This window comes from Mesorhizobium sp. Primo-A (assembly GCF_003997175.1).
Lineage (GTDB): Bacteria > Pseudomonadota > Alphaproteobacteria > Rhizobiales > Rhizobiaceae > Mesorhizobium > Mesorhizobium ciceri.
The window spans coordinates 202,303-219,353 of record NZ_RZTG01000009.1 but is presented as its reverse complement, the minus strand read 5'-3'; the positions used below and the strand labels follow the sequence as shown (position 1 = coordinate 219,353).

Genomic DNA, 17,051 nt, shown 5'->3' with positions numbered 1-17,051 from the left:
GTAGGGCAGTAGGGCAGTAGGGCAGTAGGGCAGTAGGGCAGTAGGGCAGTAGGATTGCTCTGCCGTTCAATGCCCGGGCCCGAGCCAAGCCACCATCTCCTATTCCCGTACTGCCTTACTGCCCTACTCCCCTACTCCCCTACTGCCTTAAACCGAAGGTTTCCCCCAATGTCCCACTTCCTCGGCATCGACGTCGGCACCGGCAGCGCGCGGGCCGGGGTGTTCGACCACACGGGAACCCTGCTTGCCTCGGCCAAACGGGACATCGAGGTCTGGCGCGAGGCCGGCGACATTGTCGAGCAGTCGAGCAACGACATCTGGCGGGCGGTTTGCGCGGCCACGCGTGAAGCGGTCGCGCAATCGGGCGTGGCGCCCGAGGCGATCGCCGGCATCGGCTTCGACGCCACCTGTTCGCTGGTGGTGCTGGGCGAGGGCGGCGTGCCGCTGCCGGTAAGCAAGTCCGCCAATCCGGAACGCAACATCATCGTCTGGATGGATCATCGCGCGGTCGAGCAGACGCGCCGCATCAATCGCAGTGGCGAGGCGGTGTTGAACTACGTCGGCGGCGTCATCTCGCCGGAGATGGAAACGCCGAAACTCCTGTGGCTGGCCGAAAACCTGCCCGCCACTTTCGACGCCGCCTGGCAGTTCATGGACCTCGCCGATTTCCTCACCTGGCGGGCGACCGGCAGCCTTGCCCGTTCGGTCTGCACGGTGACCTGCAAATGGACCTATCTGGCGCATGAGAGCCGCTGGGACGAGACGTATTTCCGCAAGATCGGCCTCGGCGCGCTGGCCGACGAGGCATTCGCGCGCATCGGCACCGAGATCGTGCCGGCCGGTGCCGCACTCGGCGGCGGATTGACCGCGCAGGCAGCAGCAGACCTTGGTCTCAACCCCGGCACCGCGGTGGCGGCCGGACTGATCGACGCGCATGCCGGGGGCGTCGGCACGGTCGGCGCGCGCGGCGATTTCGGCAGCGTGCTGTCGCGCATGGCCTATGTTTTCGGCACCTCGGCCTGCACCATGTCGTCGACCGCCGAGCCGGCCTTCGTCGACGGTGTCTGGGGTCCGTATTTCTCGGCCATGGTGCCGGGCCTGTGGCTGAACGAGGGCGGCCAGTCGGCAGCTGGTGCTGCGATTGATCATCTGGTGCGCATGCATCCTGCAGCCGGCGAAGCGACCGCCAAAGCGCAAGCCGAGGGGCTCAGTCTCAGCGCCTGGCTGTCGCTGCAGGCGCAAAGCCGCAATGGAGCCGCGGCCACGCCGGCCCTGGTCGGCGGCATCCATGTCGTGCCGGAGTTCCTCGGCAACCGCGCGCCCTTCGCCGACCCGGACGCGCGCGCGCTGATCGCCGGGCTCGATCTCGACACCAGCCTCGACAGCCTGGTCGGGCTCTATGTCGCCGGGGTCTGCGGGCTGGGCTACGGCGCGCGCCAGATCGTGCAGGCCGAACATCAGAAAGGCATTGCCGTCGACACCATCGTGGTCAGTGGCGGCGCCGGCCAAAGCCCGCTGGTGCGCCAACTGCTGGCCGACACCACAGGCATGGTGGTGGTGGCCTCGACCTCGCCGGAACCGGTGCTGCTCGGCTCGGCGATGCTGGGCGCGGTCGCCGCCGGTGCCTACAAGGATGTGGCGGCGGCGATGGCCGGCATGTCGGAACTCGGCGAGGTCTATCATCCCGACGCTACGCTGGCCGGCTGGCATGCCAAACGCTTCGCGGCGTTCGAATTGCTGCAGCAGGCGGGCAAGGCCATCCGAGGCTGAAGCGCGCGGCTTCTGTCCGGCTTTGTCAGGAGCGTAGCGAACACCGCTTGGCGGTTTAGCCGGAAGCTGGCAGCTTTGTTCTGTCGTGGACCCTCCAGCAGCACGCGACGAGGGCAGGGCGACAGGACCAGGAGGCCCTAATGGTGGACGAAGCTAAACCGCCGCTACCATTCGCATCGGATGAGGTGCCGTGGACGGAATGGTCCGATGTGCCACGCTTCGGCCTGCGCTACCGGCATTTGTCGCTGGCTGCCCTTGGCGAAAAACACCGTGTCGGCGTGGCAATCGAGGAGCTTCCGGCTGGCAAGCAGTCCTCGCCGGCGCATTACCATATTTTCGAGGAAGAGCATGTCTTCATCCTCGAAGGGGCGCTTACCGCGTATGTCGGCGACGCGGCCTATGCCATGAAGTCCGGCGACTACATCTGCTTTCCCGCCGGTGCCGCGGCGGGGCATTGCCTGATCAATACCAGCGACGCACTGTGCCGCTATGTCATCGTCGGCGAGCGCAACCCGAATGAAGTGGTCGTCTACACCGCCTCCAACAAGGTGCTGGTACGCGCCCTGGGCCGCCGCGCGATCTTCGATCTCGCAGCCATCCGAACTTACTGGGACGGCGAGAACACCGGCCTTACCGCCGGCGATCCGCTGCCGTCGGATGTGACGGCCGGTGTCACCAAACCCCCGGCCGCGCCGATCCCGCCGATCGCCAGCGATGCTGTCGAATGGAAGGTCGAAGGCGAAGGCCCGCGGTTCGGCGGCCGGTCCAGGCACCTGACTTATGCCGCGCTGGGACGCTCCGACTATCATGTCGGCATGCTGATCGAAGCGCCGGCGCCCGGCATGCGCCTGGCGCCCCGGCACTATCACATGCTGGAAGAGGAGCATGCGCTGATCCTGGAAGGGGAGGTGACGCTGCTGCTTGGCGAGGAGCGCCACGAAATGAAAGCCGGCGACTATGTCTGCTTTCCGGCCGGCCTGGCGGTCGGGCATTCCTTCCTCAACAGCGGCACGGGGCCGTGCCGCTACCTGATGATCGGCGAGAAAAATCCCAACGAGGTCTGCGTCTATCCAGATTCCAACAAGATGGCGGTCGACGCCTTGCGCCGGCGCGACGGCATTTTCGACATGGGAGCGGTGAGGCGGTACTGGGACGGCGAAGAGATGGAGTAGCCCCCGGCTTCACAGCTCCTTCTCCGCCAACTCCCTGAATTCGTCGGGAACCGAGCGCGCCGCCTCCAGCGCCACCGTGCCGTAGCCGACCGCCTGTTTGCCAAAGCGCTCGCGGATCTTGTCGATGGCGCGGTCGGCGTCGAAGCGTGCTAGGCCCTTCTTCGTGCCGGGCCGGCGCCTCTCGTCGGCGAGGCCAAGCGGCAGGTCGAGCTGTAACTCGAAGCTTTCCTCAAGATGCGAGACCGAGATCGCCAGCAGCGAGATCGTTTTCTCCTGTGGATTGTCGGCAAGCAGGCCGCGCACCAGATCGCCGGCGATCTCGGCCAGCATCGCGGTCGCCGAGATCGGCTGGTCAAGCGTGATCGAACGGGTGACGGCGCGGAGATCGGCAAAGCGCACGCGTACCGTCACCGTGCGGCCGGGCCTTGCCTTGGCGCGCAGCCGGCTGGCGACGCGGTCGGCCAGATGCAGCAGTGTCGGCACGATGACCCGTGCCATAGCCGGCTTCTGGCCAAGCGCCGATTGGGCGCCGGCCGAATGCGCGCGGCGCTTCGTCTCCAGCTTTCGCGGGTCGCGGTTCCAGGACAGGGCGGCGAGCTTTTCGCCGGCGGCGGGACCGAGCAGGCGCGTCAGCGCGCCGCCATGCGTCCTGGCCAGTTGACCGATGGTCTCGACGCCGATCTCGGCCAGCCGCGCCCTGGTCGCCGGGCCGACGCCCCACATCAGTCCGACCGGCAGATCATGCAGGAAGGCGAGTTCGGTGCCGGGTTCGACGACCACCAGCCCGTCGGGTTTGGCGACCTGCGAGGCGATCTTGGCCAGATGCTTGGTGCGCGCCACGCCGATCGAGATCGGCAGGCCGAGTTCGGCCCGTACGCGGCGGCGGATGGTTGTCGCGATCTCCTGCGGCGAGCCGAACAGATGCGTGCAGCCGGCGACGTCGGCAAACGCCTCGTCGATGGAAATGCGCTCGACCACAGGCGTAAAATCGTCGAGCACCTTGATCGCCGCATCGCCCAGCCGCTGGTAATGGCTGAAATTGCCGCCGACGAAGATCAAATGCGGGCAGAGTTCGCGCGCCTTGCGCCCCGGCATGCCGCCACGCACGCCGAAGGCGCGCGCCTCATAGGAAGCGGCGAGCACGACGCCGCCGCCCACCGCGATCGGCTTGCCGCGCAGCGGCGGATCGAGCAACTGCTCGACAGAGGCGTAGAAAGCGTCGAGATCGGCATGCAGGATGGTGGCTGTCGTTTCCATCGACCGCACATCCGCAGTTGCTGATAGAATAGAACAAATAAAGAACAAAGATGGATGGTTGTCAAGCGAAGAGCGATTGGGTGCGGCAACAGCCATGCCGGTTCGGCTTGAACGCAACCGCCTAGACACTATGCTCCGTTCGCAGCGCCGCTTTCATCTTTTCCAGCGCTGCTTCGCCGCCTGCCGCCAACTGGTTGGCAATCCTGGCCAATCTCTCGTCGGCCTTGCGGTGCCTGCTGCCCCAGGCGCCGAGCGTCGCCAGCACCGGCAATAGGTCGATGCCTGCTTCGGTCAGCCGGTAGACCGTTCTCAAGCCATGCGTCGGGTCGTCGCTTCTGGTGAGGATGCCTTCGTCCTGAAGCGTTTGCAGTCGCTCGGCCAGCGTGCGCGAGGAGATGCCTTCGTCGGATTGCAGGAATTCGCGAAAGTGCTTTTTCCCGGCGAAGACCATGTCGCGGATGATGAGCAGCGTCCAGCGGTCGCCGATGAGTTCGAGCGACAGGTTGATCGGGCAGTCGGATTTTTCGCGCGTCGCCATCTATGGTTCCATTTCTAAATCACTTTACTATTGACATCGTTTTGGCCTTGCGTCAACAGTTCCAAATGTAAACTGTTTTGCGATAGCCGTGAGGAGAATGACGGTGAAAAAGCTGGTCCTGCAGATGCAGATGTCGGTCGACGGCTTTGTCGGCGCCACCGAGGACCATTCCTGGCAGCTCTGGGAGTGGGGTGACGAGAGCGCCTGGGACGATGAGCTGAAGCAGGACTTCAACGCTGTCTTCACAGGCGTCGATACCATCCTGCTCAGCCGCAAGATGGCGCAGGAGGGCTATCTCACCCATTGGGGCAATGCCGCCAAGAAGTTTCCGCACGATCCGTTCTACGCCTTTGCGCAACGCATCGTCGACGCCCGCAAGGTGGTGCTCAGTGATAAGCTCAAGCAATCGGCCGGGGAGCCGGCCTGGGAGCGCACGAGCGTGGCCAGCGGCGACCTGCCGCGCGAAGTCAATGCGCTGAAAGCGGGCGAGGGCGGCGACATGGCCGTGTTCGGCGGCGCCGGTTTCGCGTCGGCGCTGATTGCGGCCGGGCTGGTCGACGAGTTTCAGCTTTTCATCAACCCGGCGGTGCTGGGTGCGGGCCGCCGGATTTTTGATCAGGGCGGTTTTAGAAACCTGCGGCTGCTCGGCTCGAAGACCTATGACTGTGGCATGGTGGTCAGTCGCTATGCACCGGCGGGGTGAGGGGGACCTCCATCTTCTCCCTGCTCACTTCGCATCGTGAAAAATAATCCCGACCGTGTGGCGCATGCCTGAGCGCAGCCGGCTGACGCCATGACGCAGGTTGACGCGGTAATTGCCTTTGGTGCCCTGCACCGGCCGGTTGTGGACGGCAAAGACAACGGCGTCGCCCTGGCGCAGCGGCACCACCTCGACCCGGCTCTGCATGCGCGGCCGCTGCTCGGTCAGCGCGAACTCACCGCCGGTGAAATCCTGGCCCGGCTCGGAGAGCAGGATCGCCACCTGCAGCGGAAAGGCGAGGTCGCCATAGAGATCCTGGTGCAGGCAGTTGAAGTCGCCAGGCACATATTGCAGCAGCAGCGGCGTCGGCCGCGTCTGGCCGGCGGCATGACACTGATCGAGAAACGCGGCATGCGTCGCGGGATAACGCATAGCCTGCCCCATCCGCTCGTTCCACCGATTGGCGACCTCGGCCAGCCTGGGATAGAGCGCGCTGCGCAGGCCGCCGAGCAGGTCCGGCAAGGGATAGCGGAAATAGCGGTACTCACCCTTGCCGAAGCCGTGCCTGGCCATATGGATGTGGCTGCGGAAATGCTCTTCTTTGGGATAGAGGCCGGCGATCTCCCGGCATTCTTCGGGCGAGAGCAATTTCTCGATCACCGCGCAGCCGAAACCGTCGAGTTCGGCGGCAAGGGCGGGCCAGTCGTAACCCGCGACACGCGTCCGAGCAGCTTCAACCGCCGATGCGGCAACCCTGGCATGGGCATTCATATCGTAGCCTCCTTGTCGATCAGAGCGCGCTTGCGCTCGACGCCCCAGCGGTAGCCCGACAGCGTGCCGTCGGCGCGGACAACACGGTGGCAGGGAATGCCCAGCGCAATCGCGTTGGCCGCACAGGCCGTCGCCACGGCACGGGCGCCGTCCGGCTGGCCGAGGCGCTGGGCCAGCGCGGCGTAGGTGATGGTGGCGCCGCACGGGATGCCTCGGAGCGCCTCCCACACGCGCTGCTGGAATGGCGTGCCGCGGCGCAGGTCGAGCGGCAGGTCGAGGCCGACGCCAGGCATTTCGATGAAGCGCGCGATTGCCGCGAGATCGTCGCGCAAGGTGGCCCCGTCTTCGACCAGTAGCTTGCCCGGGAAGCGATGGCCAAGATCCCGCTCCAGTGTGTCGGCGTCCGAGCCGATCAGGATGGCGCAGACGCCGATAGCGCTGCGTGCCGCCAGGATTTTACCGATCGGGGATTCGCCGATGGCGTAGGTTATGATATCGAGGGCGGCGAGCTTGGTGACCGTCGCCGGAATATTGGTTTGTACGAGGTTCATTGCCTTCACTCCTTTGTCTGTGCCTGAACCCTAGCCACGTGCTGATTGGCGCTCACTCCGATGCTTGCTTTCAAATTCGAATCTCCAAGGCAGGTGCTCTACGGCGCCGTAGAGCGCTGATTTGGATCATTGGCACTTCGCCTGAGGACGTCATGCGACACGGGTGACGGAAATTTCGCCCAGCACGAACACTTCGCCTGATGACAGGCGCAACTCAACCTCGCCGGTTGCGGTGCGGCTCCATTCGGCTTTGCCATCATCGACCATCTGGCCGATGGCGGTCATCACCCATGATTTCGCGTCAGGGGCGCGGCGGCTGCCGGCAGCTTGGGTCTGGATGTTCGCATCGGTGGTGGGAGACCTTGCCATCGCGCGCATTGCCGGTCCTCGTCAGGCCCGTACCGACCGGTTGGCATTGTCGGACGCTGCCTCGCGGTCGAGCAGCGCGCGCTTGCGCTCCGCGCCCCAGGCGTAGCCGGAAAGTGCGCCGTCCTTGCGGATGACGCGGTGGCAGGGAATGGCGACGGCAAGATTGTTGGCGGCGCAGGCGGCGGCGATGGCGCGGGCCGCCTTAGGTGCGCCTATGCGATGCGCGATCTCGGCATAGGAAACCGTTTGGCCGGCGGGGATGGCGCGCAAGGCCTGCCAGACGCGCTGCTGGAACGCCGTGCCGCGGACGTCGAGCGGCAGGTCGAGGCCGAGCGCCGGAGCCTCGACGAAACCGACGACGCGGGCGACCAGCGCCTCGTAGTCGCGGTCGCCACCGATCAGCCGTGCCCTGGGGAAACGGTCCTGCAGGTCGCGCACCAGCGCGTCGGGATCGTCGCCGAGCAGGATCGAGGCGACGCCCTTTTGGCTGGACGCGACCAGGATGGTGCCGAGCGAGGTCTCGCCAACGGCGAAGCGGATCTCTTCATGGGAGCCGCCGGCGCGATAGCGCGTCGGCGTCATGCCGAGCATACCAATGGATTTCTCATAGAAACGCCCGCTCGAATTGAAACCGGCATCGTAGATCGCAGCCGTCACGCTGGTGCCGTCTTCCAGGCCCTGGCGGACCCTGGCGGCGCGGTGTGCGGCGGCATAGTCCTTCGGCGTCAATCCGGTGACCGCCTTGAAGATGCGGTGGAAATAACCGGCGCTGCGGCCGGCGGCATCAGCCAATTCAGCGAGCGAGGGTTCTTCCTCGCTCTGCTCGATCCTGCGGCAGGCAGCGGCGACCATCGCCGCGTTGCCGGCCTCGAGCGACGGGCCATGTGGATCGCAGCGCCGGCACGGGCGAAAACCGGTCGCCCTGGCCTGGTCCAGCGTGTCGTGCAACTGCACATTTTTCGGATTGGCGCGCCGAGACGGACAGGAAGGCCGGCAATAGACGCCCGTCGTCGCCACCGAATACCAGAATGCGCCGTCAGCGGATTTGTCGCGCGCGACGATGCGCGCCCAGCGCGGATCGTCGGTGATTTGCAGCGGCGCGGACTTCAGATTCTTGGCCAGGGTGATGAACATGACCGCATTGAAGCCACCACAAGCCGGCCCCGCCACCCGTTTCCTGACAAGTGCCTGGAGAACCTCACTTGCCTTTCCCAATTTGGGAAAATCCTCTTGTTCCCAATTTGGGAATTTGCTATATCAGGTCATGCAGATAATTGCCAAGAAGGCGCTGAAGGATTTTTGGGCAAAACACAATCAGGCCGAAGCTCCTTTGACGGCTTGGTATGTGGCTGTCGGGAATGCTGATTGGAAGACCCCGGCTGACGTCAAGTATGCGTTTGGAGCGACAGTTGATTTCGTAGGTGACAATCGCATCATTTTCGACATTAGCGGCAACAAGTATCGTTTGATTGTCCACGTCGCCTACAAGTTTCACCGCGTTCTGATCAAATTCGTCGGCACGCACAAAGAGTATGACAAGATTGATCCGGAGAAGGTGTGATGGAAAACATTCGACCCATTAAGACCGAAGCCGATTACGATTGGGCGATCGCCGAAATCACTAAATATTTCGAAAATGAGCCGGAGGTCGGCTCTCTCGATGGTGACCGGTTCGACGTTCTCGCAACCCTGATCGAGGCTTATGAGGATAAGCACTACCCGATTGAAGCACCGGATCCCGTTGAAGCCATTCATTCGCACATGGAACTGTTCAACCTGTCGCGGAAGGCGCTGGCCGAGGTGATCGGATCATCACCCCGGGCGACCGAGGTGTTGAACAAAAAGCGCGCACTCACCCTGGATATGGTCTTCAAACTGAACAAGGAATGGAAAATTCCCGCCGAAGTCCTCGTGCAACCCTATCACCTTGCAAATGACAGGGGCCGCAGGCGCGCCTAACATGCACCGATTCTCCTAAGCCGCGCGTTTGGGCTCCACCGCGAACGGGCTGAGGCCGAGCCAGGTCTGCATCTTCCTGCCGATGGCCTGGTCGCCGGTCAGGGCAACCCTGGCGCCGGCCTTCTCGACGGTCAGCACTCCCATCCAGATCGCCGTCATCGTGTGCAGGTCGGTCGAGACGTAGAGATCGACATCGAAGCCCGGATCGTACCAGCACAGATCGACCTCACCGTGCTTCTCGACGATCAGCCACCACGACCGTTTGGACGCCGGGAGATCCTGATACAGGAATTGTATCACCGTGCGCCCTTCAGGCAGCGGCGAGGGGTTTAGATTGCGCCGCATGTCCCACATCAGCAACGACGGATCGAGGTTCTTCAGCGACAGCCGGGATTCGACCCATTTCTGCCCCCAGAAGCCCATTGCCTCGACGACAGGACGCAAATCCCGGCCGGCTTCCGTCAGCCGATATTCGAAGATGCCTTTTTCGCCCGGCACTTCCTTGCGCTCGACGATCCCGGCGATCTCAAGTTCCTTCAGCCGTTGCGACAGAAGGGTCGGCGACATTTTGGGGACGCCGCGGCGAAGATCATTGAAGCGGGTCGAGCCGGCCACCAGTTCACGCATCAGCACCATGGTCCAGCGGGTGCACAGCACCTCAGCGGCCATCGATAGCGGACAGAATTGTTTGTATCCGTGCTGGCTCATGATTGGTGCCTCTCCCTCAAACCTGACCGAATATTAGGCCTTCATGAATGAAGCGGCCAGTACGGAAACTGTACTGCCCCGGTACAGATCGCGGACTGGTTGGCGAGGGTCCTGCCATGCGAGCCTTTTGGCCGGTTGCACGGGATACGCCTGTGCACCGCAACCAGGAGACCACCATGACCGCCTACGTTATCGCAGACATCAAGATAAACGACCCGCAGTGGGTGCCGGCTTACGCCGCCTCGGTGCACGATCTCGTCCACAAGCATGGCGGCAGATATCTGTCGCGCAGCGGCAATGTGAAAACGCTTGAAGGCAAGCCGCTCGATACCACGCTGATCGCGCTGATGGCGTTCCCGTCGGAAGCGGCGGCGCGCGCCTTCACCACCGATCCTGCCTACGCGCCCTTCGTCTCGGCCCGTCAGGACGGCAGCGACAGCCGTTTCCAGATGATCGACAACACCGATCTGGCCGGAACGATCCCGTATCTGCCGAAGGGATGATCCTTTTCGGTAGCCGTTACATCAATTTCGGGATCTCCAAGCAACAACAGCCACAGCGCTTGCCTGCCGGGCCTCCGTATTTTCGGCGGCCGGCCAGCTGTGCTTTTTCAAGAAGAATGGAATGAAGATGATATCAAACTTTCGCAGCGGACTTCTTATGGCGGGGACCATGCTGGCAATCTGCACCACCCTCGCGCAGGCGCATCAGGAGCCGGCTGAAGCTGCCTCCGGCCCGCTGGCCGACAAGGTGCGGGCTGTCAACAGCCGGTTTGTCGACGTCAAGGCAGCGGTATCAGAGGGCTATGCGCCTATTCCTTGTGCCAGCGGCATCACCGGCGGCGCCATGGGCATCCACTATGTCAACGGCCAGTATCTGAAGGACGACAAGATCGACATCGCCCGTCCCGAAGCTGTGATGTACGAGCCGATGGCCGATGGCACGCTGAAGCTGGTGGCGGTCGAGTACATCACTTCGAAAGGACCGGCATCGTTGGACGGCCAGCTGTTCAATTTCAACAGCGCCCCCAACCGCTATGGCCTGGGTGAATTCTACGAGCTGCATGTCTGGGCCTGGAAAGGGAACCCGACAGGCACGTTCGCCGACATGAATCCGAAAGTGTCATGCGAGCACGCAATGGCGCCGAGCCAATAAGCAATGAGGCCAGGCGGCATTGACGCCGCCTGGCCCGAACGATCGTTTTGCCTGATCGCCTCAGGCGGTCTTGATCAGACCGAGCTGGGTGAGGGCGGTGACGCCGTCATCGAGGCCGATTTCCTCGACGATCCTGCCGTCAACCACCTTCAGCACCGTGGTGCCGGTGAAGCGCATGGTGCGGCCGGTGGCGGCCGGCAGCGAACCGACGAGGAAGTCGCCGAAGGCTGGGCCGGTATGCGTGCCGCCGCCCTCCCACTGGCCGACGACATAGTCGCCCTCGGCAATCAGGTCGGCGGTGGCCCAGAAGTTGAGGTCCGGGAAGGCGGCGCGGAAGTCGGCCATGAAGGCCTTGATGTCGTCGCGGCCGCGGCGCGGCTCGTGCAGCGAATATTTCAGCAGCATGTCGGGTGCCGCGATCTCGTCGACGACCGACAGATCGCAACGTTCACCCCAGAAGTGGGTGAACCATCTGACGACGACGGCCTTGTTGTCTTCTTGCTTGGTCATTGGAAGGTCCTTGTTGTTGTCGTGCATGGGATCATCGGCGCCGCCGATGATCCAGGGGTCACCGGCTTGCGCCGCTGACCTGGGCAGCAGTAGGACGATCCGCCAGACACAAAACTCCGGTTCCTGCCGGCCAATCGAAAAGGCGGGTTCGGCGCCGGGCAGGGCCGCCTGGGCCGGAACCCGTTCCGCTGAGCCCAAGCATGGCTGCCCCGCCTCAGCTAGACCCTGGAAATCGGATGGCCACGGGAGAAGGCGATGGCAATGAAGAAGACCTATGAAAAGCCGAGGCTCGAGAAGCGCGAAAGACTGTCCGGCGTGACGGCGGGCAATGTCGTGTCGTCGACCTGGGGAAATTGACGGCTGCCTGGAGTAGTTCGGTACGGCCTTGATGAACAGGGGCTCCCAATCAGACGTCGACACTCCGCCCGCGCGGTAACTGTTTCTTCTCTGGTTTTGCCGCAGATTGCGCCGCGGTGGAGCAGGCGAAGCAGACGATGGCGCGTCAGGGTAAGAAAAGTCGCAATGGAACGTTCTGGGCAAAAGCCCTGGAGCGCGCGCATCTTGGCGTCTGGGACTGGGATCTTGTGACCGGCGACTGCTTTTATTCCGCGACCTGGGCGCGGATGCTAGGCTACGATGAGAGCGAATTGGCCAACACCAGCGACCTTTGGCTGCAACTGACCCATCCCGACGACCGCGAGCGGGCGCTGGCCAGCGGCGACCGCCACATTGCCGGCCTGACCGACGCCATCGAGACCGAATTGCGGCTGAAGCACAAGCAGGGACATTGGGTATGGGTGCTCGATCGCGGCGGCGTCGTCGAGCGCGACGCGATGGGAAAGCCGCTCAGGCTGATGGGTGTGCAGACCGACATCTCCAAGCAGAAGGCCGCCGAGGCCGAACTCGAGCAGGTCAATGTGCGGTTTCGCCTGGCGCTCGCCGCCAGCGGCACCGGCATCTGGCACCACGACCTCGCGGGCGGCAAAAGTTATTGGGACCAACGCACCAGGGAGATTTTCGGGCTCGTCTCCGACACCGCCGAAGTCGAGCGCGACCACTGGTTCGGCTATCTGCATCCGGACGACAAGGAGGCCGCGTCGCGCGCGCATCTGGTGCCGCTCGAAACGGACAAGGTCACCGCCGTGCAATACCGCATCGTGCGGCGCGACGGAGAGGTCCGGCACATAGAATCCCTGCTGCGTTTCATCGCCGACCCGCAAATCCGGGACCGCCGGCTGGCGGGGCAGATCCTGGGCACGGTGCGCGATATCACCGAAGACAAGCAGCGCGAGCAGGAGCTTGCCTATGCGGCCCGCCATGACGCGCTCACCGGTCTCTTGAACCGCGCCGCGTTCGACCGGCTGCTGGCCGATCATATCGCGGCCGCGCAGTTGCTGCCGCTTTCCGTGTTCTATGTCGATCTCGACTACTTCAAGGCGCTCAACGATTTTGCCGGCCACGCGGCCGGCGACCTGGCACTGAAAAGCGTTGCGCAAGGCATTCTGGGCTGCCTTCCCGCGACGGCGCATGCCGCGCGCCTGGGCGGTGACGAGTTCGCGCTGCTGATGCCCAATTGCGATGCGGCGCAGGCCGGGCGGCTGGCCGACGCGGTACTTGCCGCGGTTCGCGATGCCGAACTTGGATCGACGGCCACGTCGCGCAAGCTGGCGGCCTCGATCGGTATCGCTTTCGTCGATGACGCCGACACGACGGTGGCCGACGCGCTGGCCTGTGCCGACGACGCCTGCTATGCGGCCAAGGCCGCCGGGCGAAACCGATTTGCCGTCTTCTCCACCGATACGGCATCGGGTTCGGGTGGCCTCAACGCGGCGCGCATCGTCGCCGATACCGTCGATGCCATGGAAGACGGCAGGCTGAAGCTGTTTGGCCAGGAAATCCATCTTCTGGGCCGTCCCTGGCAGGAAAGCCGTCATGTCGAAGTCTTGGCCAGGCTCGCCGCACGCAACGGCCGGCTGGTGCCACCCGGCGAGTTCATTCCGGTGGCCGAGCGGTTCGGCATCGCGTCGCGGCTCGACCGCTGGATCATCCGCACCGCGCTGTCGCGGCATGGTGCCGCCTTGCGTTCGGGGGCGCTGACGCTTGGCTTCAATCTGTCGGCGCAGACGCTGAGCGATCCGCAGCTTTGGGACTTCGTCGACAGCGTCATAGAAGAAACCGGGGCGCCGCATTCGGGCATCGGCTTCGAGATCACCGAAACCGCCGCCGTCACCAATTTCGATGCCGCCGAACAGTTCGTGCGCAAGGCGCGCGAGCGGCGTTGCCGGGTCGGCCTCGATGATTTCGGAGCCGGCATGAGCTCGTTCGAATATCTCCGGCGGTTCCCCGTCGACACGATCAAGATCGACGGTTCCTTCATCGAGCACATCACGCAAAGCCGCTTCGACCGCGAGATCGTGCTGGCCATCACCAGCATTGCCCGTAGCCTCGGCTGCGACGTGGTCGGTGAGAAGATCGAACGGCAGGACACGCTGGCCATGTTGAGCGACATGGGGGTCGCCTTCGGCCAGGGATTTTTGCTGCACCGGCCGGAGCCGCTCGAGCGAATTGTCGCGCGCGCAACCAAGGGAGCGACGGCCCGCAAGGCATCGTGATCCGGGTGCGGCGAGTTTCAGGCCAGGCCGGACTGGCCTGAAACTCGACACTTTCTATCCGGTTCGCCGCGCCGTCGATTGCGGGAACTCCAGCACTCCAGCCTCGGGTCGCCTGTGCTGCGCCTCCGTCACCGCTTCGATCAACAGATCGAGCGCGTCACAGGCGGCACGGCTCGTCTCGTCATTGCCCTGCAGATAATGATAGGCGCGTTCGAGGTGGATGCGGGCGGCTGAAAAATCGCTGGTCAATGGTCCCTCCATGATCCCGCCCTAAAAAGAGCTTGCCGGAGACGAGGGAACGCCGGGTAAATATCCACAAGCGGCTTTTATTCAAATGCCGCCGAATGTTGTGAGCAGACGCGCGGCGTTGAAGCTGCCGATCTCCCCTACGAGGGGGAGATTGGCAGTTTCAACGCCGCACAGCTACACTGCGGCCCCTTGCGCAAGGTGACATCGATGATCGTCCAGGCCTGCATCAACGGCGCGCGTCCGCGCGATTTCCACCCGAAGCTGCCGCTGACTGCCGAGGCAATGGCCAGCGATGCGGCAGCCTGCGTCGCCGCTGGAGCGGCCGAACTGCATATCCATCCGCGCGGCACCGACGGACGCGAAAGCCTGGCAGCCGTCGACGCCACGGTGCTGGCGGTGCGCCGGACCTGCCCGGGAACACTGGTTGGCGTGTCGACCGGCGCCTGGACCGAGAACGACGTCGAGCGGACCCGAGCGGCGATCGCCGGCTGGCGAGACCTGCCTGACTATGCTTCGGTCAACCTGTCCGAACCGGATGCGCCCGCCGTGATGGAGTTGCTGCGCCAGCGTGGTGTAGGCATCGAGGCGGGGCTAGCCGTCGTCGCCGATGCCGAGCGCTTCGTAGCGCTTCCTGGCCACAACCAGGTGCTGCGCATTCTGATCGAGATCGATATCCCCGACCTGTCCGCTGCACTCGATGAAGCGCATGGCATCGCCGCCGTACTCGAGCGCGCCGGGGTAGGGCGGCCGATCCTGCTGCATGGCGTCGACACGACTGTCTGGCCCCTCGTCGAGCTTGCGCATCGCCAGCGCTGGTCGACACGGGTCGGTCTGGAAGACGGCAAGACGCTCGCCGATGGCAAGACAGCCAAGGACAATGCGGAAATCGTCGCTGCCGCCGTGGCGATCTTTCGCGGTGCGCCCGTCGTTGCCTCATAGGCAAGCGGCTTGACGTCTCCGTGCGTGCGAAGGTCTCACGACAAAGGTCGTCGCTCTCCGGCATCCAGCAACCATTGCCGCACGGCTTGCGTCGGCTCGGGGTGGCGCTGTTTTCTCGGCATCACGACATAAAAATCCTGCGTGCCGCGCATTTCGCCGCTGACGGGCTGAACCAGACGGCCGGCGGCGAGGTCGGCGGCGACGAGAAAGCGGCTGGCCAGCGCAATGCCCTGGCCGGCCACCGCCGCGTCGATGGCGAGGCCGGTCTGGTTGAAGCGCATGCGTTTGAGTTCGGTCGTCATCTTCAGGCCGACGGCCTTTTCCATGAATTCCGGCCACAGATTGTGGGCATCGTGCAGCAGTACGTGGTGCTGGATTTCGGAGGCCGCGATCTCGATCGCGCCGGCCGGCAGCAGGGCCGGGCTGCACACGGCGACGATCTGCTGGGGAAACAGCAGGTCGACGACCAGCCCGGCGCCGAAGGGTGGGCGGCCCTGCCTGACCGCGATGTCGACGCCATCGGCCTGGAAGCTCGACAGGCTTTCGCTGGCCAGTACGCGCAGGTCGACCAGCGGGTGGTGCGCGACGAAGTCGTGCAGTCTCGGGATAAGCCATTTGGTGGCGAAGCTCGGCGTCACGCTGATCGTCAGCCGCGCCGGCTCGGGACGAAGCAGCAGCGTCGCCTCCGAGATCAGGTCGAAGGCGCGGCGGATGTTGGGGACATAGGCGCGGCCCTCATCGGTCAGCGCCAGGCCGCGCGGCAGCCGCTCGAACAGCTTCGTGCCGAGATCGGCCTCCAGCCCGCGAATGTGCTGGGCGACCGCCCCTTGCGTGACGTTGAGCTCTTCGGCCGCGATGCGGAAGTTGAGATGACGCGCCGAGGCTTCGAAGGCGCGCAGCGCATTCAACGGCGGCAAGCTGAGGAAGGTTTCGGGCATGCAGTAGTTTTTCTACAGGTTGATTTCAGGCATTCTGGTTCGAACCGACGGGGAAAACCAGCTATATCGACGCTCAACTCCCGAAAACACCGCTTGCGGTGCCCGCAAACCCTGAGAGGAAAATCCGATGAGTGTAGAAAAAGTAGCTGTGGTGGTGGCCGGCGGCAGCGGCATGGGGGCGGCGGCGGCCAAGCGGCTGGCGGCGGACGGCTTCAAGATTGCCATTCTTTCCTCTTCGGGCAAGGGCGAGGCGCTGGCCAAGGAGCTTGGCGGGCTCGGCGTCACCGGCTCCAACCAGTCGAACGACGATCTGCAGCGCCTCGTCGACCTGACGCTGGAGCGCTATGGCCGCATCGACGTGCTGGTCAACAGCGGCGGCCACGGGCCGCGTGCGCCGATCCTCGAGATCACCGACGAGCAATGGCACACCGGCATGGACGTCTACCTCCTCAACGTCATCCGGCCGGTGCGCATCGTGGCGCCGCAGATGGTCAAGCAGAAGGGTGGGGCCATCATCAACATCTCGACGGCCTGGGTGGTCGAGCCGAGCCCGATGTTCCCGACGTCCGCCGTGTTCCGCGCCGGCGTTGCCGCCTACACCAAGATCTTCGCCAACACCTATGCCGCCGACAATGTGCGCATGAACAATGTGCTGCCCGGCTGGATCGACAGCCTGCCGGCCACCGAAGAACGCCGCGACAGCGTGCCGATGCAGCGCTACGGCACTTCGGAAGAGGTCGCCGCGACCATCGCCTTCCTGGCGTCGGAGGGCGCCGGCTACATCACCGGCCAGAACATCCGGGTCGACGGCGGCATTATACGCGCTATTTGAGGGCGTCGGCCGGGAGGGGAT

The 17,051-nt window shown here is 64.2% G+C and carries 21 protein-coding genes; 11 read left to right on the top strand and 10 right to left on the bottom strand.

Annotated elements, in window-relative coordinates; all coding sequences use genetic code 11:
• Window positions 1-168: 168 nt before the first annotated feature.
• The gene (locus EOC83_RS18450; protein ID WP_063168581.1) at window positions 169-1,770 is read left to right on the top strand and encodes an FGGY-family carbohydrate kinase; all 1,602 of its coding nucleotides are present in this window, start codon (window positions 169-171) and stop codon (window positions 1,768-1,770) included.
• 140 nt (window positions 1,771-1,910) lie between these two features.
• Window positions 1,911-2,942, top strand: a complete 1,032-nt coding sequence (locus tag EOC83_RS18445) for a cupin domain-containing protein (RefSeq protein WP_063168580.1) — start codon at window positions 1,911-1,913, stop codon at window positions 2,940-2,942.
• Between the two features lie 9 nt (window positions 2,943-2,951).
• Here EOC83_RS18445 and dinB read toward each other — a convergent pair whose 3' ends face one another.
• Together dinB and EOC83_RS18435 are read right to left on the bottom strand one after the other, a co-directional pair.
• Window positions 2,952-4,199, bottom strand: coding sequence for a DNA polymerase IV (gene dinB / locus EOC83_RS18440; RefSeq protein ID WP_063168579.1), 1,248 nt, complete (start codon window positions 4,197-4,199; stop codon window positions 2,952-2,954).
• A gap of 121 nt (window positions 4,200-4,320) precedes the next feature.
• Entirely contained in the window at window positions 4,321-4,737 is a 417-nt protein-coding gene (locus tag EOC83_RS18435; RefSeq protein ID WP_024501648.1) for a helix-turn-helix domain-containing protein, read from the bottom strand.
• Between the two features lie 103 nt (window positions 4,738-4,840).
• Here EOC83_RS18435 and EOC83_RS18430 point away from each other — a divergent pair, with 103 nt between their 5' ends.
• Window positions 4,841-5,440 (top strand): dihydrofolate reductase family protein, encoded by a 600-nt coding sequence (locus EOC83_RS18430; RefSeq protein WP_013530731.1) that lies wholly within the window; start codon window positions 4,841-4,843, stop codon window positions 5,438-5,440.
• Between the two features lie 24 nt (window positions 5,441-5,464).
• Here the strand turns inward: EOC83_RS18430 and EOC83_RS18425 are convergent, their stop codons facing one another.
• The 4 genes from EOC83_RS18425 to ada all read right to left on the bottom strand — a co-directional run bounded on the left by EOC83_RS18425 (window position 5,465) and on the right by ada (window position 8,262).
• Complete coding sequence (locus EOC83_RS18425) at window positions 5,465-6,208, bottom strand: 2OG-Fe(II) oxygenase (protein ID WP_063168578.1); 744 nt, start codon at window positions 6,206-6,208, stop codon at window positions 5,465-5,467.
• Window positions 6,205-6,759, bottom strand: coding sequence for a methylated-DNA--[protein]-cysteine S-methyltransferase (locus EOC83_RS18420; RefSeq protein WP_063168577.1), 555 nt, complete (start codon window positions 6,757-6,759; stop codon window positions 6,205-6,207). Before EOC83_RS18420 ends, EOC83_RS18425 begins: the two co-directional genes overlap by 4 nt.
• A gap of 150 nt (window positions 6,760-6,909) precedes the next feature.
• Complete coding sequence (locus EOC83_RS18415) at window positions 6,910-7,137, bottom strand: hypothetical protein (RefSeq protein ID WP_013530734.1); 228 nt, start codon at window positions 7,135-7,137, stop codon at window positions 6,910-6,912.
• Window positions 7,138-7,149: 12 nt separating this feature from the next.
• Window positions 7,150-8,262 (bottom strand): bifunctional DNA-binding transcriptional regulator/O6-methylguanine-DNA methyltransferase Ada, encoded by a 1,113-nt coding sequence (gene ada / locus EOC83_RS18410; RefSeq protein WP_063170284.1) that lies wholly within the window; start codon window positions 8,260-8,262, stop codon window positions 7,150-7,152.
• Window positions 8,263-8,392: 130 nt separating this feature from the next.
• Here ada and EOC83_RS18405 point away from each other — a divergent pair, with 130 nt between their 5' ends.
• Window positions 8,393-8,689, top strand: coding sequence for a type II toxin-antitoxin system HigB family toxin (locus EOC83_RS18405; protein ID WP_063170283.1), 297 nt, complete (start codon window positions 8,393-8,395; stop codon window positions 8,687-8,689).
• Window positions 8,689-9,087: a type II toxin-antitoxin system HigA family antitoxin gene (locus EOC83_RS18400; protein ID WP_024501642.1), complete on the top strand. Its 399-nt coding sequence runs from the start codon at window positions 8,689-8,691 to the stop codon at window positions 9,085-9,087. Before EOC83_RS18405 ends, EOC83_RS18400 begins: the two co-directional genes overlap by 1 nt.
• Window positions 9,088-9,102: 15 nt before the next feature.
• On the opposite strand, the gene EOC83_RS18395 is transcribed toward EOC83_RS18400, so the two are convergent.
• Window positions 9,103-9,795 (bottom strand): helix-turn-helix domain-containing protein, encoded by a 693-nt coding sequence (locus tag EOC83_RS18395; protein WP_024501641.1) that lies wholly within the window; start codon window positions 9,793-9,795, stop codon window positions 9,103-9,105.
• Between the two features lie 176 nt (window positions 9,796-9,971).
• On the opposite strand from EOC83_RS18395, the gene EOC83_RS18390 reads away from it, so the two are divergent.
• Both EOC83_RS18390 and EOC83_RS18385 read left to right on the top strand, forming a co-directional pair.
• Window positions 9,972-10,298, top strand: coding sequence for a DUF1330 domain-containing protein (locus tag EOC83_RS18390; protein WP_013530739.1), 327 nt, complete (start codon window positions 9,972-9,974; stop codon window positions 10,296-10,298).
• A gap of 121 nt (window positions 10,299-10,419) precedes the next feature.
• Window positions 10,420-10,950, top strand: coding sequence for a hypothetical protein (locus EOC83_RS18385; RefSeq protein ID WP_181172688.1), 531 nt, complete (start codon window positions 10,420-10,422; stop codon window positions 10,948-10,950).
• A gap of 60 nt (window positions 10,951-11,010) precedes the next feature.
• Here EOC83_RS18385 and EOC83_RS18380 read toward each other — a convergent pair whose 3' ends face one another.
• The gene (locus EOC83_RS18380) at window positions 11,011-11,460 is read right to left on the bottom strand and encodes an ester cyclase (RefSeq protein ID WP_063170282.1); all 450 of its coding nucleotides are present in this window, start codon (window positions 11,458-11,460) and stop codon (window positions 11,011-11,013) included.
• Between the two features lie 255 nt (window positions 11,461-11,715).
• On the opposite strand from EOC83_RS18380, the gene EOC83_RS18375 reads away from it, so the two are divergent.
• A complete protein-coding gene (locus EOC83_RS18375) occupies window positions 11,716-11,817 on the top strand; it encodes a hypothetical protein (protein ID WP_013530742.1) in 102 nt (33 codons plus the stop codon).
• Window positions 11,818-11,954: 137 nt separating this feature from the next.
• Complete coding sequence (locus tag EOC83_RS18370; protein ID WP_063168575.1) at window positions 11,955-14,072, top strand: EAL domain-containing protein; 2,118 nt, start codon at window positions 11,955-11,957, stop codon at window positions 14,070-14,072.
• A gap of 54 nt (window positions 14,073-14,126) precedes the next feature.
• Here the strand turns inward: EOC83_RS18370 and EOC83_RS18365 are convergent, their stop codons facing one another.
• Window positions 14,127-14,321, bottom strand: coding sequence for a hypothetical protein (locus tag EOC83_RS18365; protein ID WP_024501638.1), 195 nt, complete (start codon window positions 14,319-14,321; stop codon window positions 14,127-14,129).
• Between the two features lie 207 nt (window positions 14,322-14,528).
• Between EOC83_RS18365 and EOC83_RS18360 the strand changes: the two genes are divergently transcribed.
• A complete protein-coding gene (locus EOC83_RS18360) occupies window positions 14,529-15,260 on the top strand; it encodes a 3-keto-5-aminohexanoate cleavage protein (protein ID WP_063170281.1) in 732 nt (243 codons plus the stop codon).
• 35 nt (window positions 15,261-15,295) lie between these two features.
• On the opposite strand, the gene gcvA is transcribed toward EOC83_RS18360, so the two are convergent.
• On the bottom strand, window positions 15,296-16,198 hold the full coding sequence (gcvA, locus tag EOC83_RS18355; RefSeq protein WP_063168574.1) for a transcriptional regulator GcvA: 903 nt from the start codon (window positions 16,196-16,198) through the stop codon (window positions 15,296-15,298).
• A gap of 127 nt (window positions 16,199-16,325) precedes the next feature.
• On the opposite strand from gcvA, the gene EOC83_RS18350 reads away from it, so the two are divergent.
• Complete coding sequence (locus EOC83_RS18350) at window positions 16,326-17,030, top strand: SDR family oxidoreductase (protein WP_024501629.1); 705 nt, start codon at window positions 16,326-16,328, stop codon at window positions 17,028-17,030.
• The last annotated feature ends 21 nt before the right edge of the window (window positions 17,031-17,051 follow it).